Source organism: Martelella lutilitoris (assembly GCF_005924265.1).
GTDB lineage: Bacteria > Pseudomonadota > Alphaproteobacteria > Rhizobiales > Rhizobiaceae > Martelella > Martelella lutilitoris.
Genome location: NZ_VCLB01000004.1, coordinates 339,130 through 366,103 on the forward strand (window position 1 = coordinate 339,130; position 26,974 = coordinate 366,103).

Here is a 26,974-nt window from a genome sequence, read left to right on the forward strand (position 1 = left end):
CGCGCCCGCCGCGCCCGCTTGTTTTTCGCCAGCCGGTATTCATGCGCGACGCGAGCCGCCTCGTCGCGCTCGGCCTCCAGTTCCGTCTCGGCCAGCGCGGCCTCAGTCGCGTTCATTTTCATAATGCACCCAATATTTCGAGGTCGCGAAGGCAAGCGCGGTGAACAGGCCGATGATCACCAGCAGCACCCAGGCAAGCGCCGAGGCATAGCCCATGCGGAAGAACTTGAAGGCCTCGTTGAAGAGATAGACGGTGTAGACCAGAAGGCTGTCCGCCGGCCCGCCCGTGCCGTTCGAGATGATGAAGGCGGGCGAGAAGATCTTGAACGCCTCGATGATCTGCAGCACCAGATTGAAGAACACCACCGGCGCCAGCATCGGCAGGGTGATGGCGTAGAACTTGCGGAAGCGTGACGTCCCGTCGATATCCGCCGCCTCGTAGAGATCCTTCGGAATGCCGCGCAGCCCTGCCAGGAAGATCAGCATCGGCGCGCCGAACTGCCAGATCGCCAGCACGATCAGCGTATAGATCGAGGTTGAGGGATTGGTGATCCAGCCGATGCCCTGAATGCCGAAGACGGCCAGCACCTGGTTGACCACGCCGTCGATCGAGAACAGCTGCCGCCAGAGGATCGCGATTGCGATAGACGCGCCGAGCAGAGACGGCAGGTAGAAGATCGCGCGATAAAGCCCGATCGTCCTGAGCCCCTTGTCGAGCAACATGGCAACGCCGAGCGCCATGATCAGCCGGAGCGGAACGGCAAAGACGACATAATGGAAGGTGACTTCCAGTGTCTTCCAGAACCGCCGGTCGCGGGTAAACATGTAGATGTAATTGTCGAGCCCGGTCCAGCGCGGGTCGCCGACCATGTCATAGCGCGTGAATGACAGATAGAGCGAGACCAGGATCGGACCGATGGCGAGCAGGAAGAACCCGATCAGCCAGGGCGTCAGGAACATGTAGCCGGAAGCGTTGCGCGCTTTCGTATTCTTCATCGAACCACTCTTTCAGACGTGAAGAGCCGGTCCCCGACGCAAAGCGGGGACCGGTCCTTGATCAGCGGGCGCGATCGACGATCGCCTGGGCATCGTCAACGAACACTTCGGCCGCCTGCTGCGGTGCGATGTCGCCGAGCACCACATTGGTGGCCGCGCGGATGAAGGCATCGCGCACTTCGCCGGCCCCCTTCGGCTCGGGCGGCGGAAGCGGGCCGACCTTGTCCTGGATGGCATTGAAGTAATCCACGGAAACCTTCTCGGCCGGCGTGAAATCGGGCGCCAGCGCCGCTCGCACGTCCGGGTTGGCGGGGATGCCGCGCTCCAGGCCGAGGATCTTGGTTTCCTCCGGATTGTTGATCCAGTCGTTCATGTACATGATCGCGGCTTCGGGATCCTCGCTGTCGCGCGTCAGGCTCATGAACATCGACGGCTTGATGAACTGGCCGGGATCACCGCCTTCCTTGTGCGGCACCATGGCGGCGCCGACCGGGTCCTGCATCAGCGCCTGAACACCGACGATCTGGTTCGACCAGAAATTGGAGATCGCCGTATCGCCGGCGACGATGCCGACATCGGACATCGGCAGATTGGCATCGAGCGACTTATCTGCGGAACGAAGGACGCCGGCGTCCCTCAGATCGCGCCAGAACTGCCAGTAATCGGCGATGATATCCGGCGTGACGGTGACGTCGCCCTCGGGTCCGAAGAAACTGCTGCCGTTCTGACGGATCCAGACTTCGCAGACCTCGAGAACCACCGAGCAGTCGTCGGAGCCCTTGACCTTGCCGCCGGTCGCCTCGGTGATCGTCTTGCAGACATCGGCGAACTGATCCCAGGTCCAGTTGATCACGTCGGTATCGGCGACGCCGGCTTCCTCGAAGATCGTCTCGTTGTAGACGAAAACCTGGCTGTTGGAGCCGATGTTGAGGGCGTAAAGCTTGCCGTCGACCATGCCGCCCTGCAGCGGGCCCTTGTCGAAATTCGAGAGATCGAGACCGTTGCCGATGAAGGGGTCAAGCTCCTGCAGCGCGCCGCGACGCACATATTCGAACAGGAAACGGTAATCCATCTGCACCAGGTCGGCCATGTTGCGGCCGGCGGTCTGGGTGGCCATCTTGGTCCAGTAATCGCCCCAGCCGATGGTCTCGCCCGACACGGAAATGCCAGGATGGTTCTTTTCAAAGACCTCGATCACCTCAAAGGTGCGTCTGTCGCGCTCGGGATTGCCCCACCAGAAATGGCGAATGCTCCGGTCCTGGGCAAACGCCGGCATGGACGGCAGACCGGCGGCCAGCGCCAGTCCGCCCGTGGTGGTCAGAAATTTTCTACGTGAAACGGCCATAAACTCCTCCTTTTCATGGCAACGATGACCCGGCGAGAAAGGCGTCGGAACGCTGCGGGGTCAGACAGGATTTTCGGGTAAACGCGCGCTCACATACGCGCGCGTTCAAGTATAGCCGTCGCATCCTCCACAAAGCGCGCGGCTCCGTCTTCGGGCGAAACATAGCCCAGGACGACATCTGTGCCCGTCCGCATGAAGCTGTCCCTGACCTCTCCGACCCCCTTCGGCGCAGGGTTGGGAACGGGACCGACCTTGCCCTGAATGCCGGCGTAGTAGTCGACGACCTTGGCTTCGGTATCGGAGAGCACCGGCATCAGTGCATCGCGCCCCATGGCGCTCGGCGGAATGCCGCGATCGATACCCAGCACCTGGATGGCATCCGGGCTCGACACCCAGTCATTGATATAGGCCAGCACCGCATCGATATTCTCGGCATCGCGGGAAATCGAGAGATACATCGACGGCAGGATATATTGCCCATATGCCATTCCGGCGCGACGCGGCACCATTGCCAGACCGACGGGGTCCTGCATCAGGCTCTGAACGGCCACGGCCTGATTGGCGTAACGGAAGGTGGTCGCCGTGGTGCCGCTGACGATGCCGAGATCGCTCATCGGCTTGTCGACACGCACCGTCGCATCCGGGCCTTCGATAATGCCCGCCTTGCGCATATCGGTCCAGAACCGCCAATAGGACCCGACGTCCTCGGCCGTCACCTGAAGCTCGCCGTCCTTCGAATAGAGATCATGGCCATTTTCGCGGCCCCAGACCTCGAAATTCTCGATATAAAGCGACAAATCCTCGCTGCCGGTGACGGCTCCTCCGGTCGCATCCGTAATCTTCTGGCAGGCATCGGCGAATGTATCCGTCGTCCAGCCGAACCTGTCGAACGCGACCCCCGCCTCGTCAAAAACACGCTGGTTATAGGGAATAACCTGGCTCGTCGCGCCGATATTGATGCCATAAAGCATCCCGTCGACCATGCCGCTATCGAGCGCGCCTTCGTCATAGAAGCTCACATCGAAGCCATTTCCGAGGTAGTCATCAAGCGGGACGAGCGCGCCGCGCTGAACATATTCGTGCAGGTAGATATAAGGCATCTGCACAATGTCAGCCATGTTCCGGCCGGCCGTCTGCGTCGCCATCTTGGCCCAGTAATCCCCCCAGCCGATGGTTTCGCCGGACACCGCAATATCGGGGTGGGCCTGCTGAAACCAGTCGATATAGGCGAAGGTGCGCCTGTCGCGCTCCGGATTGCCCCACCAGAAGTGGCGAATGTTCTTTTGCTGCGCCCAGGCCGGAGCAGCCGGCAAGCTGGCGCCAAGCGCCAAGCCACCCGAAACCGTCAAGAAAGTCCTGCGAGAAACAATCATAACCCCTCCCTTTTGGAACGCACGGCAAACGCCGTCCCGTCGTTCAGACGACCCGCATCGTTCCTCCCGGCGGGCCTAGTCCGACGTCATCCGCTCCAGCTTGGCCGCAAATTCAAACATGCGAACCATTTTTTTTGAAACGTCATTCCGTTTTAAATTTACACCACAGGAATTGACCGAATGCAAGTCGAAAACTCGCCCGCCCGGGGTTTGCGCGCATGTCACAAATTGCCGGCCCCTGCGTTTGCCGCCGTCGCGCCGACAGAAGCGGCGCTCGGAAAAAAGATCAACCGGGAAGGATGAAACGGAAGCGGTGCGCGCCGCAAGCGAGGCGAAGATGACGCCCCGCAAACGGCGCATCGTCGACGACCACGGCGCCAAGTCCCTCGGGCAGCTCGACATCCGCCGTGACGGAGGGCGGCAGGACCAGTTCCCATGCGCCGCTCTCTCCGTCGATCCGCCAGCGGCTTTCCACCGTGCCCGTGCGCGCCTCGTAGGCTGCCGTCACGTGACCGATGCGGCGATCGAAAACCGGACGCGCCATGACGTGGGCGTAGCCCGGTCCCGCCTCGCTCCAGTCGATGCCGGCAAGGCGCGACCAGATCCACTCGCCGACCGCGCCATAGGCGTAATGGTTGAAGGAGTTCATGTTCGGGCTCTGGAAGCCGCCTTCCGGCGTCCAGCCGTCCCAGCGCTCCCAGATCGTCGTCGCGCCGTGACGAATCGAAAAACCCCAGGAGGGGTAAGTTTCCTGCAGCAAGAGATCGACCGCGCGCGCCGGCCCGATATGATCGGCAACCACCGGGCAGACATGGCGCACGCCGAGAAAGCCGGTCTGCAGATGCCAGTCCGCCGCCTCGAAAAGCGCCCTGAGACGAGAGGCCGCCGCCCCGCGCAAGGCCTCGGGCAAAATGGCGAAATCGAGCGCCAGGAGATAGGCGGTCTGCGTATCGGAAATGAGCCTGCCATCGCGCCAATAGGCATCGACAAAGGCCTTTCGAAGCCTTTCGCCGAGCTTCTGCCATCGCCACCTGTCCCGCCCTGTCGCGCCTGCAATCTTCTCCATCAGGTCGGCGAGATGCACCCAGTAGGCGCTCGCCACCAGGAAGGGATCGGTCTTCGGGCCGACGTTCAGCCAATCGCCGTAATTGTTGTTGTTGCGGTTGATGCGCAGGCCGTCCGGATTGGCGGCCTCGATATAGTCCATCCATGCTACGAAACGATCATAATTTCCGACAAGGAGATCCCGGTCGCCATAGCGCATGAAATGATGCCAGGCCATGATGATTGGCGCATCGCCCCAGCCGGGCGCGCCGGGCTGGGGGGTCAGCCGATAGGGATTGAGCGGCTTGGTCGGCGCGACATCGGGAAAGGCCCCTTCCGGCGACTGTCCGTCAGCAAGATCCACCATCCATTTGTTGAGGAAGGCCTCGACATCCATGTTGTAACCGGCCGTGCGCCAGAAAACCTGTGCATCCGCCGACCAGCCATAGCGCTCGTCGCGCTGCGGGCAATCGGTGGGAACGGACAGGAAATTGCCGCGCTGACCCCAGACGATGTTCGACAGAAGCCGATTGACCAGCGCGTTGCCGGTCTCGATCTTTCCGCGGACCGGCGTATCCGTCTGGATAGCGATCGCGGTGAGCTGAGGTTCGCTCTCCGCCGCGCCCTCGATGGCAAGCCCCGCATACTGAAAGCCCCGGAAGGTGAAGCGCGGCTTGAATACCTCCTCGCCCGCCCCCCTGGCGATGTAGATATCCTCGTTCACCGCGTAGCGCATATTGTCGAGATAGAGCCCGCCGTCATCGCGAAGACGCTCGGCAAAGCGCAAGCGGAAGACGGTGCCCGCCGGAGCCCTGACTTTAAGTTCGGCGTAACCGGCAAGGTTCTGAGAGAAGTCGTAGATCCGGAGGCCGTCCTTCTCATGCAGCAAACGCCCTTCGAACCGTGCGACCTCACGGGTGGGCTGCACACGCTGGGCGTCGAGCGCCGGCGGGCCGGGTTCGGGAATGAAGGCCTCGACCGGCTGCCAGGACGCGGCATCGAAGCCCGCCTCGTGCCAGCCGTCGATCTCGAGGCGCGCATCATAGGCTTCGCCGGCCAGGAAATCGCTGTAGAGGATCGGCCCCTGCGTTGTCTGCCAGCTGCCATCGCTGACGATCTTCTCGACACGCCCGTCGGCATATTCGAGATGAATCTGGCACTTGAAGGCAGGACGGCCGCCATAGTGATTGCCGGCGCGGCGCTGGTTGTGGCCGATGCGGCCGGAATACCAGCCCTCGCCGAGGATCGCGCCGATCACATTTTCGCCGGCTGCGAACAGGCCCGTGACATCGAAGGTCTGATATTCGACGCGGGTGTGGTAATCCGTCCAGCCCGGCGCCATCACATGGTCGCCGATGCGAGCGCCGTTGATGCAAAACTCGTAAAGGCCGAGCGCGGTGACATAGGCAAAGGCGCGCACCGGCTTCTCGACGAGCGCCATTTCGCGGCGCAGATAGTCGGCAGGCCGCGCCTGAAAACGGTTGTCATAGCGGTTGCCCTGCGGGACGTCGCGGCCGGCCGGCAGAACGAAATAGCGGGCGATCCACTGAGCCTGCCAGTCCTCCGGGCGAAGCCCTGTGAAAAACCGGACCGGCGGCGCGAAACCCGAGCCCTGCCCGTCTTCATCCCAAAGCGCGACCGACCACCAGATGGCGCGGTCGGAGGCGGGCGGCACGCTGTCCCAGGTCACACCCCGCCAACTGACCTCGCGCCTGCCGCTGTCGAAAAGGTCGCCTCTGCCCTCTGCTACGTTTTCCGGATCGGTCCCGGCGACAACCCGGAAAGCGCTCTGCGCCTTCGCATCCCCGCTCACGCCCCAGGAAAAACGCGGCACTTCACCATTCAGCCCGCTCGCCTCGTCAAGGGCCGCAACGCGCAGGTTCAAGGGCTTCAGCATCGCTCCGCTCCCCGGATTTTGTAAATGAATTCAAAGCTGCAGGGCACGATTTCGGGCATTGCGCACATGCTTGTCCATCGCGTCGATGGCGGCGATCCGGTCGCGCTCCTGAATGGCATCGATCACCGCCAGATGGTCGGCAAAGGCTTCCGGCAGCACGGTTTCGTTGAGCCGGATCCGGTCAAGCTTGATCAGGCGCATGCGGATGGCATTTATGTTGTAGGCATTGCGCAACAGCTCGTTGTCGGTGGCGGAGATCAACAGGTTGTGGAAGCCGGTATCGATCTCCTGTCCGCGCGCCAGAAGTTCAGCCGTCGGCGCCTTTTTCACCGCCTCGACGATATCCGTATGCAGTTTGCGCTGGCTCTCGAGCACGGCGTCGGACATTTCCCTGACCGCATGGATCACCGCCTCGCGCTCGAGCGCCGCGCGCATCTGGAACGTGTTTCGAATCATCGACAGATCGATCGCCGGGATCAAGATGCCGCGCTGCGGCAGCACGCTGACGAGCCCCTCGGCCTGAAGCCGTGGCAAAAGCTCGCGCAGCGCGCCGATGGAGAGGTTCAGCATGTCCACCAGCGCGCGCTGGGAGACCATCTGGCCGGGCCTTAACTGCCCGTTCATCAGCGCATCCTGAAAAAGGTCGTAGGCCGCGTCTTTGACGCCCGCATGGCTCGCCTCGGCCGTCCCTTGTTTCACCACGCCTGCACCTCCCTCTTCCGCATCACCCGGCCCTTCAATCGGCCTCAGCCGGCGACCGGCTCATCCTTCACCGCTTCGCGAACCGTCCCCATGACGGAGGATCCGGCCGGAGAAAGCGGCGGCACCGTGCGCATGAATGCATCATCGCCGCGCATCTCCGCAACCAGTGACTTCAGAACCGGCGTTCCGCCATGTGCATCCACAGCCTCGATCCGGGCCTTTGCCCGGGCGCGCAGCGCGTCCGTGACCGGCCCCTGATAGAGCTGGACTGTATCAGCGGGATAGGGATTTGTCATACCACCGATCATACCAGCGCCGCCGGCCGCCACCATTTCCGGGAGGATTCGGTCATCGCCGGTGAAGATCGACAATTGCGGAAAGGCCTCGATCAACTTCAGCCCATCGGCGAGGTTGCCGGTGGAATCCTTGATGCCGATGATGCGCTCACCGAACCGTTCCAGCATCACCTCCACCAGCGGCACATCGAATTTGACGCCGGAAAAGTGCGGGAAGTTATAGAGCACGATCTCGATATCCGGCGATCCGGCCCGCTTGATCATCGCCTCATAGAAGTCGGCAACCGCTTCGTTCGAGGACGGCGTGTAATAATAGGGCGGGATCACCAGCGCCGCGCGCGCGCCGACCTCGGCGATCACAGCAAGCATTTCGCCCGCCTCGTCGACGGCGGAGGCGACGACGCCCGGGATATGGCGCTTCAAGTCCATGCCGGCATCGGCGAGCGCACGCAGGGCTTTGGCCTTCTGGCGTGTCGAAAACGAAGCCCCCTCGCCCGTCGTGCCGAATTCGGAGACGAAGGAACAGCCTCCGGCAAGCACGAATTCCATATGCGACTTGAGGCGTTGCACGTCGATTTCGAAATCAGGCGTCACCGGCGTGATGCACGCTCCCACGACGCCCCTTAGATCACTGTCCGCCAGCATGATGTTCCTTTCCGGATATTGATCGGATGTTTTATCCTATAACTGATACAATCAGTATTTACATCAGTGATCGAAACCCGTAAAGTCCATTTTGCCCGCCGGGACATTTTGGTACATGAGGGGCCCGGCAGACCTGACGTTTAGGGAGGAATGATTTTGAAGAAGTCACTTATCGCCAAGGCTCTCCTGTGCTCCGTGTTCATTGCGACGCCCGCTCTGGCCCAGGATCCGATCGAACTGAAGATGACCGTGCCGAGCGTGCCGACCGACCTGCACACCAAGGCGCTGCATGTCTTCAAGGACGAAATCGAGAAGGAAATGCCCGGCGCGTTCGACGTGCAGATCTATGATTCGGGCTCGCTGTTCGGCCAGGGGGCGGACCTCGACGCGCTTCAGCGCGGCAATGCCGAAATGACCTATGTTTCCTATCAGCTGATCGCCGACGCGCTGCCGCAATATGGCCTCTTGACCGCCGGCTACCTGTTCCAGAGCCCGCAACATTACCGCGCCTTCCTGGCAAGCGATATCGGGACGGAGTTCAAGCAGACCGTTTCCGACGAGATGGACATCCAGCTGCTCGACGCCTGCTATCTGGGCACCCGCCAGTTGAACCTGCGCAACGAAATGGACATCCAGACCCCGGATGATCTTGCCGGCGTGAAGCTGCGCATGCCAAGTTCCGATGCATGGCTGTTCCTCGGCAAGGCGCTTGGCGCCAACCCGACGCCGCTGCCCTTCGGCGAAGTCTATCTCGGTCTCCAGACCGGTACGATCGACGCCCAGGACAACCCGCTGCCGACCGTCGAGGCCGCCAAGTTCTACGAGGTCACCGACCAGATCACGCTGACCTCGCATCTCGTCGACGCCATCAACTTCTCCGTCTCCAACATCTTCTGGGATGAGCTGGACGACGCGCAGAAGGAAGCCGTCACCAAGGCCGCCAAGGCGGCATGCGACTGGAACAATGCCGAGCGCGTGAAGGTCGAGCAGGACCTCGTCGCCTTCTTCGAGGGCGAGGGCCTGGTGGTCACCACGCCGGATGTCAACGCCTTCCGCACCCATGTCCAGGAGGCCTACATGAACTCGCCGCGCGCAGCCGACTGGCCCCAGGGCTGGATCGAAAAAATCAACCAGCTGGCCGAGTGATCCGCCATGCCGGCCCGAGACAATGCCAATGCCCTGCGCAAGTGGGGCATTTTTCTAAAGGCGGTCGCGGACACGATCGGCGCCCTGTTCTTTCTGTCGGCCTTTGTCGGCTTCATCATCCAGATCTTCTACCGCTACGTGATGAACCGGCCGCTTCTGTGGACCGAGGAATTCACCATGATCGCCTTCGTCTGGGCGGTCTTCTGGGCGGCGGCCTTTTGCGTTCCGATCCGCGAGCACGTCTCCTTCGACGTTGTCTATGACATTGTTCCCGAGCGCACGCGGCGGATTTTCACCATGTTTTCGATGGTGATGCTGATTGCCGCATTTGCCCTCCTGATACCCTATACCTGGGACTATCTGGACTTTCTGACACGCAAGAAGAGCTCGGTTCTGCGCATCCCGATGAACTATGTTTACGGCTGCTACCTGCTCTTTCTGTTCGGCTTTACCGTCCAGGCATTCTGGCGGCTCGCGCGACTTTTCGGAGCCAAGTGGACCGAAGAGATCTGACGGGGGACTTTTGACATGGCATTTCTTTCCGAGCATGCGCTGATCGTCATGCTGGTCATCATGGTGACGATCACGATTACCGGTCTGCCCTTCGGCATCTCGATGATCGTCGCCAGCATCTTCTATCTGTTCCTGGCCGGTCGCGATGTCGGCCTTGCCGCCGAGAACGTGCTGAACGGCGTGTTCGGCAATTTCGTCGCCCTCGCCGTGCCGCTCTTCATCTTCGCCGCCAATGTGATGAACGAGGGCAAGATCTCCGACAGGCTGCTGGACTTCGCCCTCGCCGTCGTCGGCCGACTTCCAGGCGGCCTGGCGCAGGTCAACATCTTCACCAGCCTGATCTTTTCCGGCATGAGCGGATCGGCGATCTCGGACGCCGCCGGCGTCGGCAAGATCATCACCGAGATGATGATGAAGGAGGGCCGCTACCCGCGTGGTTTTGCCGGCGCGCTGACGGCCGCCTCCGCCGTCGTCGGCCCGATCTTCCCGCCGTCGATCCCGATGGTCTTCTACGCGCTGATCTCGTCAACCTCCGTCGGCGTGCTTTTCCTCGGCGGCGTCGTGCCGGCAATCCTGATGTGCACCGTCATGGCGGTCGCCGTCGGCATCATGGCCAAGGTCCGCGGCTTCCCGATCGAAGAGGCTGTGCCGTTCCGCGCCTTGCCGCTGATCATCATCCGCGCTTTCCCGGCATTGTTGATGCCAATCATCCTCTTGGGCGGTATCTATTCGGGCATCTTCACACCAACCGAGGCTGCTGCCGTTTCGGCGCTTTATGCTCTGCTGCTCGCCGTCTTCGCCTACAGAGTGCTTGGCCTGCGCTCCTTCTGGAACGTGGTCGTCTCCAGCATGAAGACCACGGCCGTGGTCACCATGGTGCTCTGCGGCGCCTTCATCTTCAACTACGTAATTACCGTCGAGCGCGTCCCCCAGGCCGTTTTCCACCTGTTCGAAAGCTTTCAGCTGGAGACTTGGCAGTTCCTGATCCTGCTCAACATCCTCTATCTCCTGCTCGGCTGCATCCTCGACGTTTCGACGATCATGCTGGTGGTGACCCCGCTCTTCATCCCGACGGCGGCAGCGCTCGGCATCGATCTCAATCATCTGGGCATCGTTTTGGTCTTCAACATGATGATCGGGCTGATCACCCCGCCCTATGGCATCCTTCTGTTCATCATCAAGGCGCTGAACGGGATACCATTGTCGGAGATGATCCGGGAGACCTGGTTCTTTATGGCGATCCTGATCACCATGCTGCTCGCGCTCACCTTCATCCCGAGCCTCAGCCTTTGGCTGCCGCGCGCGGCGGGCATGCTCTGAGCGCGAGAGATCGACAGAAAAGGCAAAAGGCCGGCTCGATGGTCAGACCGGGCCCAGACTACAGACAAAGCCCGTTGCAGCTGCACGAAGCCTGCTCCCCATTCTCCGTCACCCCGGCCCTGAGCCGGGGTCCAGGGCCACAAAAATGCCTTTTGCCACAGCGTTTTAGGCGCGATGGTCTGCGCAATTTAGCCATGGATGCCGGCTCAAGGCCGGCATGACGGATGAGGGTGGAGCATATTTTTCAACAAACAGAGGCCGGCTGAATGATGAACCGACCTTTCTCATCCTCCAGAGCGAACGAAAGCCTTACCGCTCGACGAGCTCGATCAGGATACCGTCGGGATCGCGGCAGAAAGCGACCTTGCCGAGGATGTCGCGGTTATAGGCCTGGCGCGGGGCCTCGACCATTTCCACGCCGGCAGCCTCAAGCTTCCCGTAAAGCGCCTCGACATCGTCAAAGCAGAAGGTCAGATGACGAAGGCCCGCACGCCCCGCCGCAACGTCTTCGGCCATCAGCGCGCCGGTTGCCGGCCCCATGATCTCCAGCATTCCGTTGCCAGCGTCGAGAAAGCAGAGCTGATGGCCTGCCCGTGCCCGATCAATCGGCTCGCCATCGGAGCGCTCGTCGCCAGAGCGGCGGACGACCAGCTTGAGGCCAAGCAGATCAACATAGAAATTCAGACTTTTATCGATGTTGCTGACGGTCATGCCGACATGCTCGAAACCCTTCAACATGGATCTTCAAAACTCCTCATTCTTCCGCTTCGCCGGATGAGAAGCGGCCAAGCTCATCGGCCCGCAGGAGTTCATCCGTGACATTGTTGATATGGCGTTCCATCGCATGGCGCGCGGCCTCGCCATTGCGCATCTTCAAGGCCGCGACGATGGCGTAGTGGTCGCCGATCCACAAGGCGCGCACCTTCGGCGCATGGATATGGCGATGCACGCGCTGCCACATGCGCGACGTGTCCCGCTGGTCCCAGAGCGCCTGGATCATCGACAGGATAATGGCATTTCCGGTCATGTTGGCGATCGTCAGATGGAACTCGCGATCGCCCTTTTCGTTCAGGAACACCTCGTCGGTCTCGAGCTGCATGCGCTCGATGCACTCCTCGAGCTCCATGATGTCGTAGCGCGTGGCGCGCTCGGCGGCGAGCGCGGCAGCGCTCGCTTCCAGAGCCAGACGGGCCTCGAGCAACTCGAACGGCCCCGGCCCGACATCGGTGTTGAGCGCATCGAAAGAGAGCGCGTTGACATGAGCCGGCAGGACGATGATGCCGGCGCGGCCGCGCACCTCGACAATGCCGCGCATTTCAAGCGCGATGACGGCCTCGCGCACCACGGTGCGGGAAACCTCCAGCTGCTCGGCAAGCTCGCGTTCGGATGGCAGGCGCCAGTCCGGCCGATCCTGATTCTCCTCGATCATTCGCGCGATCCGGCGCGCGACGACCTGATAGAGCCGTTTGGCCGCCAGCAGGCGCACCTTGCGGCCGCCGCCTGCCCCTTCGTCTTCGCCCTTCCGCTTTTCCGCCATGGCCCTGCTATCCCAGCTCAGGCAGCCACGACCTGTAAAGCGGATGATCCGCGGCGATTGGCATCGGCGTCGGCATGCCGGTCCGGTCGGAATGATAGGCGGCCGTCACAAGCTCCAGCGAGTTGCGCGCATCCTGCAGCGTGACCGGCGGCGCGCCGCCTTCCAAAAGCGCGTGATGGAAGAGTTCGAACTGACGCGTATAGCCGTCCTCCGTCTTCTCCATCTCGGCAAGCGCGGCATCCACCACCTTCTGCTGCGCCTCGTCCTTGGCGATGAAGCGCCAGGGATCGCGGCCCATCGTATAAGGCTCGAGGATGCTCTCGACTGTGACATTCTCGAAGCAGAAACGCAGCCGTGAAATCTCCTCGTGCGAGTTGAGCGTCATCGACAGAGCGGCAAGCGAGCCGTTCTTCATCCTGACGGCGAGCGCCATCGTGTCCTCGGTCTCGATCGGATTGTTGAGCGTCGCGCCATAGGCGAACACCGCGTCGCAGGGACCGTGGATATAATTGAGCATGTCATGGGCATGGATCGCGTGGCCCAGAAGGCCGCCGCCAAGCTCGGTCTTCCACTTGCCGCGCCAGTCGACGGCAAAATAGTCCGGCGAACGCCACCAATGGGTCTCGATCGTGGTCAGGAAGGCGCGACCGGTGATCCCGAGCTCGGTCAGGCGCTTCAGCTTCTGCAGCCCCATGCCGTAGCGATACTGAAAGATCGGCATGATCGTCTTGCCGGTTGCCCTGACGATCTCCGCCATGGCATCCACATCGGCGACCGAGCCGAACAGGGGCTTTTCGCAGATGACATGCTTGCCGGCCTCAAGCGCCCGCCGAGAAAGGTCGAAATGGCTGTGCGGCGGGGTGCAGATGTCGATGATGTCGATATCGTCGCGCGCAAACAGCGTCTCGACATCCTGGACATATTCCGGAATGCCGTATTCATCGCAGAGCCGGCGGCCGCGCTCCTCGTCCAGCGAGCATAGCACCGGCACCTCGAACAGGTCCGCATTCCATTTGAAGCCGGTCAGATGACGCGCTGCAATGCCTGCGCCGATCACGGCGACGCGAAATTTCCTTGTCATTCGATTCACTCCTGGACCCGCTCAGCGCGGCGAAATATCGTCGGCCTTCGCCTGCGCCTCGAGCGACAGGCGGCAGACCTCGAACACATGATCATGGGTCATCGCGGTCTCAGTTCGATCCCGCACATCGGCGACGAACTGGTCGAAATACTCAATCGGCTCTTCCGAGCAGTCGAAATATTCGACGCCTGCCTTATTGGCGAGGAAGAGGTGATCCTTGCCCTCCCGGCCGGCGATGTCGATATATTTGCGCAGTTCGATATAGCCATCAGTCCCCAGAATGGTCAGCCTTCCGTCACCCCAGGTCGGCAGCCCGTCAGGCGTGAACCAGTCGACGCGAACATAGCCTGAAGCGCGGTCGCTGCGCAGCAGCACCTCGCCGAAATCCTGAAACGCGGGGAATTCCGCCGTGCCGAAATTGCCGATGCTGGAAGCGAAGACCTCGCCCTTTTGCGATCCGGTAAAGAACAGGAACTGGTCGATCTGATGGGAAGCGATGTCAACGATAATGCCGCCGAAGCGCTCCGGCTTGAAGAACCAGTCGGGGCGCGTCTCGAACTGCTTGCGGTGCGGGCCCATGCCGATCGTCTGCACGACCGTGCCGATGGCGCCATCCTTGACCAGCTTGCCGGCCTTGACGGCGGAACGCACGCAATGGCGCTCGGAAAAGCAGATGGAAAAGATCCGGCCGGTTCTGGCTACCGCTTCCTTCACGGCCTCCAGTTGTTCCGGCGTCGTCACGCCCGGCTTGTCGACCATAACATCCTTGCCGGCCTCCATGGCGCGGATCGCGAGAGCAGCCCGGTCAGCCGGAACCGCCGCGATACAGATGACGTCGATCTGCGGATCTGCGAAGATCGCATCCCGGTCCATAACCGGGGTCTCGGGATAGGTTTCCCGCATCGTCTCGATCAGCGCCGGCACCGTGGTCCGGTCGCAATAGCCGGCAAATTCGGCGCCTGCCGCAATCAGCCCTTTTATCTGTCCGAAAATATGCCCGTGGTCGTTGCCCACGGCCGCAAACCTTACCATCCGTTCTATCCTCCTCTCAGCCGGACAGCCACGCGAACCAGACCGGTTCAACACGCGGCGCGCCCGTACTTTGGACAGACCAGATAAGAATCCCGTCCTTCTGTCAAGACGGGATTCTTCGGAAACATCAAACAGAATGCCTTGAAATACGGCATTTACAGACCCGGAAGGTCTTCAGCCGCAGAAGCAGAGAAGAAGAAGACGCGAAACTGGTCCAACCAAACCTGTCGCGCCTCCCTCTTTGCGGCCTATCGGTGAAAAGCAAGGAGGACGGCAACGAGGCAGCATCAGCGCGACGCCGTCTCCGTAGCCTCCGCATCCGTCTCTCCGATATCGATGCCGAAGCCGTCTATCGGGTATCCGTAGAGCGTGAACTGCGACAGACCCAGCGCCGAACGCAAGCTGGCATTGACCAGATGGCATTGCAGAAGCGCGATGTCGAGGTCCCGTTCGCTGTCCCTGCGGGCGATCAACGCGTCATAATAGTCCTCCTCAGCATTGAGGAGATCGGTCAGGTTGCGGGTTCCAAGGTCAAAATACTGGCTTCGATAAAGCGCCCTTGTTTCATCGAGAAGCTGCGTCTGGGTCTTGGAGGAGGCAATCAGCTCGCGCGCATTGGTCATTTCGGTCCCGGCGTCGAGCGCTTCCAGCGTCGCGTTCCTGTGGACCTTGTCGAGATTGGCCTTGGCGGCTGCCACGGCTTCCTCTGCGGCCTGCCGGCCCGCTTCGATGGCGCCGCCCTGAAACAGGGTCGGCAGAACATTGAAATTCACCCCGACGCGGAACCCTTCATCATAAAGCGGCTGGCGGCCATAGGCTTCAGCGGCAATGCCGGGCAGGCGCGCCTTCTGCGCATCCTCGTATTCAAGCGTCGCCAGAGCGACCTTCAGTTTCGCGAGCGCGATTTCCGGCAGGGTTTCGGCAATCGCGGTCGACGGCGTGCAGGCCCCGAGCGCGCCCAGCAGATCCGTCTTCAGACCCACCGCAGCGGGGCCCGAATATTCGCGAAGCTGGTTGGCCGCCCTGTCGCGCTCCGATTTCATCTCGAGAAGATCATGGCGCGCCTTTTCGACGCTGTTGGCCGCCGCCAGAACGTCGGACTGGGTGGTCGCGCCCGCCGTCGCGCGCTGTTCGATCAGATCGTTGAGCTCGCTCAGCCGCTTCACCCGCTCCTCATCGATTTCGACATTGTCGCGGTAGCGGCTGAATTCGGCATAGGCCTCAAGGACATCCATCAGCACCGTATCGGCATCGCTCTGAAAGCTCAGCACGGCTTCCTGAGCAGCGATATCGGCCCTTGCAACCTTGCGATCGGTCCTGCCGAAATCGAACAGCATCTGGTTTGCCGAAAGAAGAAAGGACGGACCGTCGGCATCGCCCACGCCGCCCGTAACGCCGCCGCTCACGGAGGGAAGATAACCGCCCTTGGCCACCTTGATATTGCCGGTCGCCTCGCGAATGGTCGCCGCGCCCTCCAGCATTTCCGGGCTCTGGTAGAGCGCGATCTTCACCAGCCCGTCGAGGTCTTCACCGGCCGCCGTCATATCCGCAGGCTTCTCCACCTCCGGCCGCTCTTCACGGATGGAGCCGGTCCTGTCTTCAAACGAGACTGACGGTTGTCCGCTTCCAGCTGTCGAACACCCGGCAAGAGCGGTCGACAGGCCCAGAAGAAGCGCGAGCGACAACCCCCGTGCGGCGATCGCCGCACAGTGCATTTTCCGATTTTTCACTGCATTTCCACATCATGATGCCTTGGGTCGTCCCCAAGGCATGCGTCTCAAATCTGCCATTCTGCCCCCGAGCGGAACGCAGGCACAGATTGCTGCGGGAAAGCTTCGAATCATTACCTAGGGTAACATAGACGAGCGGATTCAACCGCACAACTCAGTTGCGGCTGACCATCAGTTCGCGGCACTGAGGCCTGCGCCAGACGGTCTCGTCGACCTGCTGCGCATTGCCGAACAGCACCTTGTACTGGCAGACGAGTTCGCCATCGTCGGCGGTAACGAATTTGAGGTTGTAGTCCCAGGTCGCCTTGTTGCCGCGGCGCGTCACCTTGATCGGTTCGCCCAGAAGCGAGGCGACCTTGTTCTGGCTGACGCCGATCTCCACCTGGCGGACGAGATCAACAGTTACCGGCTTGCCGTTCCTGATGAAATAGGCGTCAAGCTCCGTCAGCGACGGCGCAACGCTGTCAAACCGCATCTTCGGGTTATGCACGTTCAGCATTCCGGCGAAGGCGGATCCCGTGGTGATGAGGCCAGCCAGAACCGCGATGGAAATCGTCTTCAGCATTTCAGTCTCCTTGTGTTTTCGACTAATGTTGATGCCTGCCCTCAAGGCAGCCAGTCAGCGCTCGCGAAGGGCTTCCCGACCCCGGTTGAGCGGTTTGATGAGATAGTCCCAGATGGTTTTCTCGCCCGTCCTGATATCGACGGTCGCAATCATGCCGGGGGTGATGGGAAAGCGTTTGCCGGAAGCGTTCTCGAGCGCGTCCGAGGCGGTGCGGATATAGACCCGGTAATAGAGGTTCTCCGGATTGATCTCGTCGCGGATCGTGTCCGGCGAGATCGTCTCGACGGAGCCCTCAAGCCCGCCATAGACCGAGTAGTCATAGGCCGTGATCTTTACCAGCGCTTCTTGTCCGGGATGGATGAAGGCGATGTCGCGCGGCGAAATCCGCGCCTCGATCAGCAACTGGTCATTGAGCGGGACGATGGTCATCACCGCGCCGTTCGGCGAGACGACGCCGCCGATTGTGGTGACCGCGACATCCTTGATGATCCCGTGGACCGGGGAGACAATCGTCGTGTGATCAATCGTGTCCTCGAGCCCGTTGAGCGTCGAGAGCAGAGACTGGACCTGAGCCTGCGCCTCGGCCAGCTTCTCGCCGCTTTCGATCACGTATCCGGCGCGCATGTCGTCCATCTTCAACTTGATATCGCCGCGATCGCGCTTCAGCCGGATCAGTTCGACCTTGCTCGCCGCCCCAGTCTTCACCAGCGGCGTCGTCAGCCTAAGCTGTTCGTCGATCAGCGCCATATCCGCTTCCATATCAGCGAGCGATTCCCGGTAGCTGCCCTGGCGGGCGGCAAACAGCGCCTCTTCCGATGCTCTCAGTTCGGGATAGTCGTCGAGCGCCTCGGGAAAGTTCACGGCCTCGGCGCCGGTAACCTCAGCCTGCAGGCGGGCGGCCTGCGCCAGAGAAGCGCGGTAGCGCGCGGCGGTCTCGTCATATTCGGCCTGCGCGCGGGTCGGATCGAGCCGCGCCAGCACCTGCCCCTTGTCGACGATATCGCCCGCGCTGACATCGAGCTCCGCAAGAATGCCACCGTCGAAGGACTGGATCATCTGCTCGTGCGACAGCGGCACGACCGTTCCCGGCCCCGAGGAAACCTCCTCGACCGAAAAGAAATAGGCCCAGGCGAAGAATGCGACGAGGATCAGCGTCAGCACAAGCACCACCCGGCTTGCGCCGCTGGCGTTCATTTCATCGCCGGCAACAAGATCATCATAGGCGTTCGAGGTCATTTACCGCCCTCCTTGCGCCTGTTCGCGGCAGTCGCCTCGCCCTTGCGCAGGCGCGCAAGGATGTCGTCGCGCGCGCCGTCCATGATGATCCGGCCATTGGACACCACGATCAGCCGGTCGACGAGGGCCAGCACCGACGGCTTGTGCGTCGCGATCACCAGCGTGGTGCTCGCGCCGAGCGCGCCGAGAGCCGAAAGCACTTTCTGCTCGGCCGTCTCATCCAGCGCCGAGGTCGGCTCGTCGAGCAGAACCACGGAGGGTTCGCGCAGCAGAAGACGCGAAAGAATGATGGCCTGCGCCTGCCCGCCGGACAGGCCGTGACCGCCTTCCTGTATCTGCCGATCGAGGCCCTCGGGCGTGGCGCGAACAAATTCCCAGGCGCCGGTGCGTTCGAGGGCCTCAATCAGCTCCTCGTCGCGGGCATTGGGCGCGCCGAGGCATAGGTTTTCGCGAATCGTGCCGTAGAAAAGCCGGGCGTTCTGGCCGGCAAGGCCGATATGGCGGCGCAGATCGGCAGGATCGACATGGCCGATGTTGACCCCGTCGACCAGCACGGTTCCCGAGCGCGCTTCCATCAGCCCCGAAAGCCCCTGCAGCAGGGTCGACTTGCCGGCGCCGTTGCGGCCGATAATGCCGACCTTCGAGCCCGCCGCGATCTTCAACGAGTCGACGGTCAGAACCGGCTCCTTCTCGTAGGAGAAGACCGCATTCTTGAGGTGAAACGCGCCCTCGATGATGGGCTTGTGGATGCGCTTGGCGTTCTCGGGATGATCGACGGGGAGCATCATGATCTTGTCGAGGCTTTCGCCCGCGATCCTCGCCTGCTGCCAGCGATTGAGGATCTGCGTCACGCTGGCGAGCGGCGCCAGCATGCGGGTCGAAAGCATGGCGGCGGCAACCAGCGCGCCCGTCGTCATATCGCCGAACATCACCGCCGGCGCGCCGGCGGCGACCACCGCGATATAGACCATGCCCTGCACCGTCTGCGTCCAGTTGCCAAGCGTGCCGACGAGATCGCGCAGCTTCATGCCGTTGTCGGCGTTGACCGCGTTGTAGTGGTTCCAGTGGTTCTGGAACCTCTCCTCGGCCTGCAACAACTTGATGTCGTCCAGCCCCTGCACCGCCTCGACCAGCATGGCATTGCGCAGCGCGGATTCGCGCATATTGGCCTTGGCGAGCCGGTGCAGCTTCTTCTGCGCCAGGATGCCGGGCGCAATCAGGAGCACAACGGCCACGGCCGGCACCCAGACCAGACTGCCGGCGACCCACCAGAAAATCGCACAGAACAGCAGAAAGAAGGGAATGTCCGCGATCGCCGAAACCGCCGATGAGGTCATCATCTCGCGCACATGCTCGAGCTCGCGCAATTGCGCGATGAAAGTGCCCGTCGCCCGCGGGCGGGCCGTATTCTTGACCCGCAAGGCATGTCCGAACACCTTGTCGGAGATGCGCAGATCGGCTCGCTTTCCGATCACATCGGTGATCTTCATGCGCATCTGGCGCATGATGAAGGCGAAGAGCACCGCCATGAGCGCGCCGCCGCCAAGAACGAAGAGCGTCGGAAAGGACTGGGCCGGGACGACCCGGTCATAGACTTGCATGGAAAAGATGACGCTTGCCAGCGCAAGGACATTGGCCGCAAGCGAAGCCAGCATGATCGAGACATAGGGCCTCAGATCGGACAGGACGATCGAACGCAGCCAGTGTTTCCTGTAAGGCTCGATATAGGCGTCGATCCGCCCGTCCGGCATGCCACCCGCCGGGCGGATGACAGCAACCAGGTCGATGCGGTCCGCAACCTCGCTGACGGCGACATCAGAGCCAAGGCCGCCGTCGCCGGAAAAGGTCAGCGCGAACCGGTCCGCATTGCGCCTGACCGCAACCGCGACCTGACCATCCTTGAAAACCAGAATGACCGGCAGACGCATCTGCGTGATCTTGCGCACATCGGTATCGACGAACCTCACCGCCAGACCCGCCTGGCGAGCAAGCTTGCCAAGCCGTCTCTTTGCATCGCCATCGCCGTCCCAGGCATCGGCAAGCCTGAGTTGCTCCGGCGAACAGTCGATCCGGTAGTGACCGGCGACCGTCAGCAGCGCCTCGATCCACCGGGCCGAAACGGCTCCGACGTCTTCGGCAGCCGCGCCTTCCGGTGTGCGATCGTTCTTGATGTGCATGTTCATGGCGGCGGAACTTCATCATTGCTTTGCTGCAGCCGGAGACGGGACCTCGTTCCGGCTGCGTTTTTTTTCGGAACGGGCTCAGCCGACCATCATCGCGTGGTCTTCAAGCTCATTGAGATCGATGCTGGCCGTGCCCTGATCGCTGAAGCTCTGTGCTTCACTCGCCGAGTTGCTATTCGCGTGCTTTTCCTCGGGCAGGTAAGCCTCGAGGCTTTCGCCGTTGTCCTCATAGACAAGGTCGGCCACGTTGATTTCGTCATCGACGGCCGGATGTTCGCCGCTGGCGTCATCGTCCTCGGCCGGGGCTTCATCGATCGACGCAAGGCCCAGCGTCTCGGCGTGGAAAACGCCTTGACCCGCTGCCTCACCGCTGTCTTCCGCGCTGTCGGTCTCGATTGCCATGCGTGCGGCAGACGCAGTGGCGCCGGCCTCCTGAACATCGATCTTCAGCAAGGCTTCGCTGGTGTCACCGCTGTCATCGGTGAGCACATAGCGGAAATCTTCCTCGCCCATACCCGTGTCGGGCCCAGCCGTGTAGGTCCAGTCGCCGGTCTCGAAGTCGAAGACGAGCCTGCCGCCCTGGTCGGTTTCCACGTTGAGGATCGCCCCGTCCTCGACCTGGTTGCCGTTGTGGTCGATAATACGGCCCTGGTCATAGGTGTAGGTCTCGCCATCGACATCAATCGAGAGGATGCGGCCGCCATCGATACCGAGAAGATCGTCATCCGCCGTACCGGCGACGCCGTCGGCGCCGTTCAGCACATTGCCGGCAACATCCACTTCCTTCAGGACGTCAAGCAGTTCGTCCACGAGATCGTCGAAGTTGGCCACCTGGACGACATGATTGTCGCCGTCGGCCTCATCGACATCCTGCAGCCGGGGCACCGTGACGCCCTGGCCGATGCCGACCGTCTGCACGTCGATTTTGTTGTCTGCAACGAAATCATTCCATGCTGCCTGGGTGGCGCTCTCCAGCGAATGGTCGACAACCCATTTGCCGTTTTCCCAACGCTGTTGCGTCTGTTCGGTCGGCTCACCGTCGCTCATGAAGAAGACGCGGTTGTCGTAGCCATCGAGAGGCGTATACGCTTCCATCGTCTTTTGAACGGCGGCCGTGTAGTCGGTGCCCGCGTTGTAAGGACGGCTGTTGTACCAGGCGTCCACCTGAGCCGCGAAATCGGCATAGTTTGTAAACGATACGGTCGACCGCGCGTCGGACGAGAACGCAACAAGCTGGATCTGCACATCGCCGGTCGTGCCCTCGAAGAAGGTCTGGCCCGCAACCTTCACGGCATCCAGCATCGTCCGCGCTTCGTTGTAGTCAACGCTTCCGCTGAAATCGAGAACGAAGGCGATGTTGAAGTTCTCGTCGCTCATGAAGTCATCGCCGGCAAGCTGCAGGCTGATATCGTCCTCGTGCGCAAGCGGCGCATTACGCTCAAATGCCTCGGTATCCGCGCCGCCCGAGCCGAGATTTCCGACCTTGTCGGTATAGCTTTCGTCGGCAACGGTGACAGTCAGGTCGCCCCCGGCCTTTTGAGGCGTTACCCTCGCGGTCCAGGTATGATCGTCAACCTGCTGCAGGTTCGACAGCGTGCCGTTGTTGACGCTGATATCGGACGCGTCAAACCCGTCGACATCTTCGGAGAAAGTGAAGGTGACGTCACCGCCGAGGCCATTATCGTCGATGTCGATATCGACCACGACGGACGGGCCGTCGACGTCGAAGTCTTCGGCATCCGAGCCTTCCGTGCCCACATTGCCGGCCGCATCCGTATAGGAGCCGTCAGTGACGGTGGCCGTCACTTCACCATTGCCGGTCGGGGTGATGGTTGCGGTCCAGACCTGATTGCCGTCGGCATCTTCCGACCATGCGCCGTCCGTGCCGAGATCGGCATTGTCGAGAACAAGATCGGCGGCCGGGTCGAAGCTTGCGCGATCGGTATCCGGCGAGAAGGTCAGAACCAGCGTGCCGTCCTGGCCGTTGTCGGTGATCTCGACGCCGACATCAGGCGCGGTGCGGTCGAAGGCCGCGCTGTCGGAACCCTGCGTGCCGGGATTGCCGGCAAGGTCGGTGTAGGAACCATTGCCGACGGCAACCGTGACATCGCCGGTCGCTTCCGGGGTGACGGTGGCGGTCCAGGTGTTGGCGTCAACCTGCGTCAGGTTCGACAGCGTGCCGTTGCCAACGCTAACATCGCTGCCATCGAAGCCGGCGACTTCCTCGGAGAAGGTGAAGGTCACGGAACCGGTCTGGCCGTCATTGACGATATCGACCACGACGGACGGGCCGTCGACGTCGAAGTTTTCGGCATCCGAGCCTTCCGAGCCCGCATTGCCGGCCGCATCCGTATAGGAGCCGTCAGTGACGGTGGCCGTCACTTCGCCATTGCCGGTCGGGGTGATGGTCGCGGTCCAGACCTGATTGCCGTTGGCATCTTCCGACCATGTGCCGTCCGCGCCGAGATCGGCATTTTCCAGCGCGAGATCGGCGGCCGGATCAAAGCTTGCGCGATCGGTATCCGGCGAGAAGGTCAGAACCAGCGTGCCGTCCTGGCCGTTATCGGTGATCTCGACGCCGACGTCAGGCGCGGTGCGGTCGAAGGCCTCGCTGTCGGAGCCGGGCGTGCCCGGATTGCCGGCAAGGTCGGTATAGGAACCATTGCCGACGGATACCGTAACATCGCCGGTCGCTTCCGGGGTGACGGTGGCGGTCCAGGTGTTGGGGCCGGTCTGCGTCAGGTTCGACAGCGTGCCATTTTCAACCGCGATATCGGCGGCTTCGAAGCCGGCGACTTCCTCGGAGAAGGTGAAGGTCACGGAACCGGTCTGGCCGTCATTGACGATATCGACCACGACGGACGGGCCGTCGACGTCGAAGTCTTCGGCATCCGAGCCTTCCGAGCCCGCATTGCCGGCCGTATCCGTATAGGAGCCGTCGGTGACGGTGGCCGTCACTTCGCCATTGCCGGTCGGGGTGATCGTGGCCGTCCAGACCTGGTTGCCGGCAGCATCTTCCGACCATGCGCCGTCCGTGCCGAGATCGGCATTTTCCAGCGCGAGATCGGCGGCCGGATCAAAGCTTGCGCGATCGGTATCCGGCGAGAAGGTCAGAACCAGCGTGCCGTCCTGGCCGTTGTCGGTGATGACGACGCCGACGTCAGGCGCGGTGCGGTCGAAGGCCGCGCTGTCGGAACCCTGCGTGCCGAGGTTGCCGGCAAGGTCGGTATAGGAACCATTGCCGACGGATACCGTGACATCGCCGGTCGCTTCCGGGGTGACGGTGGCGGTCCAGGTGTTGGCGTCAACCTGCGTCAGGTTCGACAGCGTGCCGTTGCCAACGCTAACATCGCTACCATCGAAGCCGGCGACTTCCTCGGAGAAGGTGAAGGTCACGGAACCGGTCTGGCCGTCATTGACGATATCGACCACGACGGACGGGCCGTCGACGTCGAAGTTTTCGGCATCCGAGCCTTCCGAGCCCGCATTGCCGGCCGCATCCGTATAGGAGCCGTCAGTGACGGTGGCCGTCACTTCGCCATTGCCGGTCGGGGTGATGGTCGCGGTCCAGACCTGATTGCCGGCGGCATCTTCCGACCATGTGCCGTCCGCGCCGAGATCGGCATTTTCCAGCGCGAGATCGGCGGCCGGATCAAAGCTTGCGCGATCGGTATCCGGCGAGAAGGTCAAAACCAGCCTGCCGTCCTGGCCGTTATCGGTGATCTCGACGCCGACGTCAGGCGCGGTGCGGTCGAAGGCCGCGCTGTCGGAACCCTGCGTGCCGGGGTTGCCGGCAAGGTCGGTATAGGAACCATTGCCGACGGCAACCGTGACATCGCCGGTCGCTTCCGGGGTGACGGTGGCGGTCCAGGTGTTGGCGTCAACCTGCGTCAGGTTCGACAGCGTGCCATTTTCAACCGCGATATCGGCGGCTTCGAAGCCGGCGACTTCCTCGGAGAAGGTGAAGGTCACGGAACCGGTCTGGCCGTCATTGACGATATCGACCACGACGGACGGGCCGTCGACGTCGAAGGTCTCGGTGTCGGTGCCTTCCGAACCTTCATTGCCGGCGGTGTCGGTGTAGGAACCGTCGGTGACGGTGGCGGTCACTTCGCCATTGCCGGTCGGCGTGATCGTTGCCGTCCAGACCTGGTTGCCGTCGGCATCTTCCGACCACGTGCCGTCCGTGCCGAGATCGGCATTGTCCAGCTCAAGATCGTCGGCCGGGTTGAAGCTGTCGCGATCGGTATCCGGCGAGAAGGTCAGAACCAGCGTGCCGTCCTGGCCGTTATCGGTGATGACGACGCCAACGTCAGGCGCGGTGAGGTCGAAGGTTGCCGATTCCGTGTCGGAAATCGGGTTGCCGTCACCGTCGACAACAGGATTGCCGTTCTCGTCTGTGACGGTCCCAACGACATCGACATCGCCCTCGCTGATCCCGTCGCGCGGGATATCGTGCGACCAGCTGCCGTCGTCATTGACCGGGATCGGCTCGGACACGACGGTTTCACCGTTCTCATCCGGATAGGAGATGACGACGTAGTCGCCGGAACTGTGGCCACTGACAGTGACAAGGCCAGAGGCGGGGTTGTCGGCGACCGTTTCAACGTCGAGGACCGGGAATTCGGCAACGGAGGCCGCCGCCTCTTCACCCGCGCCGCCCGAGAAGGCAAGACCGCCGGCAGAGGCAGCCCCCAGCCCGCCCAGAGCGCCAAAGGGGAAGGGAGAGACGCTGTTCGCGCCGATCTCGGCGAAGGCGAAATCGCTCCACGGACCGGAATACTGGCCCCACCAGGCGATGCCGTCATCGTCAACGAGAACCAGTTCGTTGCGCTCGTCGTCGAAGTCGACGAAGAAGTCGCCGATGACAATCGTCTCGCCGGCAACCGTAACGATGACGAGGTCATCGCCGTTCTGCGTGAACGAAGCGACACTTTCCGGAGCGATCGGAAGTTTTACAACAGACGCCTCGTCAAGCTGAAGGTTAAGAACGGACTGACGATGCTGAGAGCCATCACTCTTGTCGACAATGATTGCGTCCATAAGGCTGCTCCTTGAATTAGGCCAAATGATAGCGCTATCACACCTGTTGGGTGCAATTACGCTGAGGTTTTAGGCGCGTGGTTATTTTTATGGAGACCCGGTGTGGCGTCTTATGACCTGCCACTTTGGCGGGGTGACTAATTCAAACTCGCGCTTCAGGCAAGTGGCCTATGCCTCTTTTTATGAACGCCAGATGAATTATTTATGAAATTGCAAGCCAGTGATTTTTAACGAAGAAAACGCAAATTTTTGCGCGAATATCGCCAGATAGCCCGCAATACGGGCGTTTTCAGACACCATAAGTCAACCGATTGATTGAGAGAGCACGCCCGAAAATCAGGCGTTGCGCCTGGGCACAGCTTCACCTGCGACAAAACGCCTCACATGCGAGATGCGTAATTTTTAAACACTCTCTTAGGTTGCGTATTTTTCATGCTTTTGTGGCAAGGATGTCAGCAAAAACGCACATAGAGACTCTTCCGCACGCTTGGCGAACTAGAAAAGGACAGTTAAAACGTGCCTTTCCGCTTACTTTCCGGATCGGTCGCCGTCTTCTCGCCTTTGTCGGCAAGTCGACCGGGCGACCCCCGATTCGCGAGCGGTCACTCCGCACCCGCCGCGGCCTGATAAGGCGTACTGCTTTGCGCAAGCTTCCGGGCGCGGGCAATCCGCACAGAGGGGGCCGGATGCGCGGCGGTAAAGGTCTCACCCCTCAGCCCTGCCCGCTCATGGGCCTGCATGGTCGCCAGGAAACGGGCGAGTGCCGCCGGATCATATCCGGCCTTCGCCAGCAGGCGTATCGCCAGGGCGTCGGCCTGAAGCTCCTGCTGCTGAGAAAAGGCTGAGACGCGCGCACTGCTTTTCGCAAGAAGCGCGCGAACAGCGTCGCTGTTGCCGATTGCCTCGCGGATATCCGCGCTGGAAACCGCGGCATCAACTCCGAACTGCACCCGCGCCTCTGCGTCGCCCGAGAGGATATGCGCCATTTCATGGGCGACCACGGCGGCGATTTCGCTGTCATCGCCGGTCAGCGTCAAGAGTTTGCGCGTCAGGTAGATATAGCCTCCTGGAGCGAAATAGGCATTGGCAACGGCGGAGTTGAGAACAAGCACGGTGACATGCATGCCGCCGGAGGCTTTCGACAGCCGGTCGCCGATCATGGCCAATTGCTGTGACCTGGCCGCATTCGTGTAAAGGCCGCCGGATTCGGCAACCAGTCGATTGCGGACGGCCGCCGCATTGCCCGACGCGATCTCTGCCGAAGGCGATCCGCTCATACCCGGCTGGCAA

At 61.7% G+C, this 26,974-nt stretch carries 19 protein-coding genes; 3 read left to right on the top strand and 16 right to left on the bottom strand.

The window, feature by feature from the left end:
* Nucleotides 1-102 precede the first annotated feature (102 nt).
* The 6 genes from FF124_RS08845 to FF124_RS08870 all read right to left on the bottom strand — a co-directional run bounded on the left by FF124_RS08845 (nt 103) and on the right by FF124_RS08870 (nt 8,298).
* Nucleotides 103-996: a carbohydrate ABC transporter permease gene (locus FF124_RS08845; RefSeq protein ID WP_024706933.1), complete on the bottom strand. Its 894-nt coding sequence runs from the start codon at nt 994-996 to the stop codon at nt 103-105.
* Nucleotides 997-1,057: 61 nt separating this feature from the next.
* Entirely contained in the window at nt 1,058-2,341 is a 1,284-nt protein-coding gene (locus FF124_RS08850; RefSeq protein WP_138748122.1) for an ABC transporter substrate-binding protein, read from the bottom strand.
* Between the two features lie 89 nt (nt 2,342-2,430).
* Complete coding sequence (locus FF124_RS08855) at nt 2,431-3,690, bottom strand: ABC transporter substrate-binding protein (RefSeq protein ID WP_246072321.1); 1,260 nt, start codon at nt 3,688-3,690, stop codon at nt 2,431-2,433.
* Between the two features lie 310 nt (nt 3,691-4,000).
* Nucleotides 4,001-6,655, bottom strand: a complete 2,655-nt coding sequence (locus FF124_RS08860; RefSeq protein WP_138748124.1) for an alpha-L-rhamnosidase — start codon at nt 6,653-6,655, stop codon at nt 4,001-4,003.
* Between the two features lie 30 nt (nt 6,656-6,685).
* Nucleotides 6,686-7,357 (bottom strand): GntR family transcriptional regulator, encoded by a 672-nt coding sequence (locus FF124_RS08865; protein WP_246072323.1) that lies wholly within the window; start codon nt 7,355-7,357, stop codon nt 6,686-6,688.
* A gap of 44 nt (nt 7,358-7,401) precedes the next feature.
* The gene (locus FF124_RS08870; RefSeq protein ID WP_138748125.1) at nt 7,402-8,298 is read right to left on the bottom strand and encodes a dihydrodipicolinate synthase family protein; all 897 of its coding nucleotides are present in this window, start codon (nt 8,296-8,298) and stop codon (nt 7,402-7,404) included.
* A gap of 156 nt (nt 8,299-8,454) precedes the next feature.
* Between FF124_RS08870 and FF124_RS08875 the strand changes: the two genes are divergently transcribed.
* From FF124_RS08875 to FF124_RS08885, 3 genes are read left to right on the top strand one after another with little or no spacing between them, the layout of a single operon-like run.
* Complete coding sequence (locus FF124_RS08875) at nt 8,455-9,444, top strand: sialic acid TRAP transporter substrate-binding protein SiaP (protein WP_246072325.1); 990 nt, start codon at nt 8,455-8,457, stop codon at nt 9,442-9,444.
* Nucleotides 9,445-9,450: 6 nt separating this feature from the next.
* A complete protein-coding gene (locus tag FF124_RS08880) occupies nt 9,451-9,957 on the top strand; it encodes a TRAP transporter small permease (protein WP_138748127.1) in 507 nt (168 codons plus the stop codon).
* Between the two features lie 15 nt (nt 9,958-9,972).
* A complete protein-coding gene (locus tag FF124_RS08885) occupies nt 9,973-11,277 on the top strand; it encodes a TRAP transporter large permease (RefSeq protein ID WP_138748128.1) in 1,305 nt (434 codons plus the stop codon).
* A gap of 309 nt (nt 11,278-11,586) precedes the next feature.
* On the opposite strand, the gene FF124_RS08890 is transcribed toward FF124_RS08885, so the two are convergent.
* From FF124_RS08890 to FF124_RS08935, 10 genes are all read right to left on the bottom strand, one after another.
* Complete coding sequence (locus FF124_RS08890; protein ID WP_138748129.1) at nt 11,587-12,015, bottom strand: VOC family protein; 429 nt, start codon at nt 12,013-12,015, stop codon at nt 11,587-11,589.
* Nucleotides 12,016-12,031: 16 nt separating this feature from the next.
* Nucleotides 12,032-12,814 (bottom strand): FadR/GntR family transcriptional regulator, encoded by a 783-nt coding sequence (locus FF124_RS08895; protein WP_138748130.1) that lies wholly within the window; start codon nt 12,812-12,814, stop codon nt 12,032-12,034.
* Nucleotides 12,815-12,821: 7 nt separating this feature from the next.
* On the bottom strand, nt 12,822-13,895 hold the full coding sequence (locus tag FF124_RS08900) for a Gfo/Idh/MocA family protein (protein ID WP_138748131.1): 1,074 nt from the start codon (nt 13,893-13,895) through the stop codon (nt 12,822-12,824).
* Between the two features lie 21 nt (nt 13,896-13,916).
* On the bottom strand, nt 13,917-14,927 hold the full coding sequence (locus tag FF124_RS08905) for a Gfo/Idh/MocA family protein (protein ID WP_138748132.1): 1,011 nt from the start codon (nt 14,925-14,927) through the stop codon (nt 13,917-13,919).
* A 287-nt stretch (nt 14,928-15,214) separates the two neighbouring features.
* Entirely contained in the window at nt 15,215-16,657 is a 1,443-nt protein-coding gene (locus FF124_RS08910; protein WP_138748133.1) for a TolC family protein, read from the bottom strand.
* A 154-nt stretch (nt 16,658-16,811) separates the two neighbouring features.
* Nucleotides 16,812-17,222, bottom strand: a complete 411-nt coding sequence (gene bamE, locus FF124_RS08915; protein ID WP_138748134.1) for an outer membrane protein assembly factor BamE domain-containing protein — start codon at nt 17,220-17,222, stop codon at nt 16,812-16,814.
* 54 nt (nt 17,223-17,276) lie between these two features.
* Nucleotides 17,277-18,458, bottom strand: coding sequence for an HlyD family type I secretion periplasmic adaptor subunit (locus tag FF124_RS08920; protein ID WP_138748135.1), 1,182 nt, complete (start codon nt 18,456-18,458; stop codon nt 17,277-17,279).
* Nucleotides 18,455-20,641, bottom strand: a complete 2,187-nt coding sequence (locus FF124_RS08925; protein WP_187326873.1) for a type I secretion system permease/ATPase — start codon at nt 20,639-20,641, stop codon at nt 18,455-18,457. The genes FF124_RS08920 and FF124_RS08925 overlap by 4 nt, the downstream gene beginning before the upstream one ends.
* Nucleotides 20,642-20,719: 78 nt before the next feature.
* Complete coding sequence (locus FF124_RS08930) at nt 20,720-25,684, bottom strand: Ig-like domain-containing protein (RefSeq protein WP_138748136.1); 4,965 nt, start codon at nt 25,682-25,684, stop codon at nt 20,720-20,722.
* 602 nt (nt 25,685-26,286) lie between these two features.
* A complete protein-coding gene (locus FF124_RS08935) occupies nt 26,287-26,961 on the bottom strand; it encodes a M48 family metalloprotease (protein ID WP_187326874.1) in 675 nt (224 codons plus the stop codon).
* Between the last annotated feature and the right edge of the window lie 13 nt (nt 26,962-26,974).

Excerpts from the sequence above, each read along its gene's own strand:
- FF124_RS08845 (WP_024706933.1), bottom strand. The coding sequence starts at position 996 with ATGAAGAATACGAAAGCGCGCAACGCTTCCGGCTACATGTTCCTGACG.
- FF124_RS08850 (WP_138748122.1), bottom strand. The coding sequence starts at position 2,341 with ATGGCCGTTTCACGTAGAAAATTTCTGACCACCACGGGCGGACTGGCG.
- FF124_RS08860 (WP_138748124.1), bottom strand. The coding sequence starts at position 6,655 with ATGCTGAAGCCCTTGAACCTGCGCGTTGCGGCCCTTGACGAGGCGAGC.
- FF124_RS08870 (WP_138748125.1), bottom strand. The coding sequence starts at position 8,298 with ATGCTGGCGGACAGTGATCTAAGGGGCGTCGTGGGAGCGTGCATCACG.
- FF124_RS08880 (WP_138748127.1), top strand. The coding sequence starts at position 9,451 with ATGCCGGCCCGAGACAATGCCAATGCCCTGCGCAAGTGGGGCATTTTT.
- FF124_RS08885 (WP_138748128.1), top strand. The coding sequence starts at position 9,973 with ATGGCATTTCTTTCCGAGCATGCGCTGATCGTCATGCTGGTCATCATG.
- FF124_RS08890 (WP_138748129.1), bottom strand. The coding sequence starts at position 12,015 with ATGTTGAAGGGTTTCGAGCATGTCGGCATGACCGTCAGCAACATCGAT.
- FF124_RS08895 (WP_138748130.1), bottom strand. The coding sequence starts at position 12,814 with ATGGCGGAAAAGCGGAAGGGCGAAGACGAAGGGGCAGGCGGCGGCCGC.
- FF124_RS08900 (WP_138748131.1), bottom strand. The coding sequence starts at position 13,895 with ATGACAAGGAAATTTCGCGTCGCCGTGATCGGCGCAGGCATTGCAGCG.
- FF124_RS08905 (WP_138748132.1), bottom strand. The coding sequence starts at position 14,927 with ATGGTAAGGTTTGCGGCCGTGGGCAACGACCACGGGCATATTTTCGGA.
- bamE (WP_138748134.1), bottom strand. The coding sequence starts at position 17,222 with ATGCTGAAGACGATTTCCATCGCGGTTCTGGCTGGCCTCATCACCACG.
- FF124_RS08920 (WP_138748135.1), bottom strand. The coding sequence starts at position 18,458 with ATGACCTCGAACGCCTATGATGATCTTGTTGCCGGCGATGAAATGAAC.
- FF124_RS08925 (WP_187326873.1), bottom strand. The coding sequence starts at position 20,641 with ATGAACATGCACATCAAGAACGATCGCACACCGGAAGGCGCGGCTGCC.
- FF124_RS08930 (WP_138748136.1), bottom strand. The coding sequence starts at position 25,684 with ATGGACGCAATCATTGTCGACAAGAGTGATGGCTCTCAGCATCGTCAG.
- FF124_RS08935 (WP_187326874.1), bottom strand. The coding sequence starts at position 26,961 with ATGAGCGGATCGCCTTCGGCAGAGATCGCGTCGGGCAATGCGGCGGCC.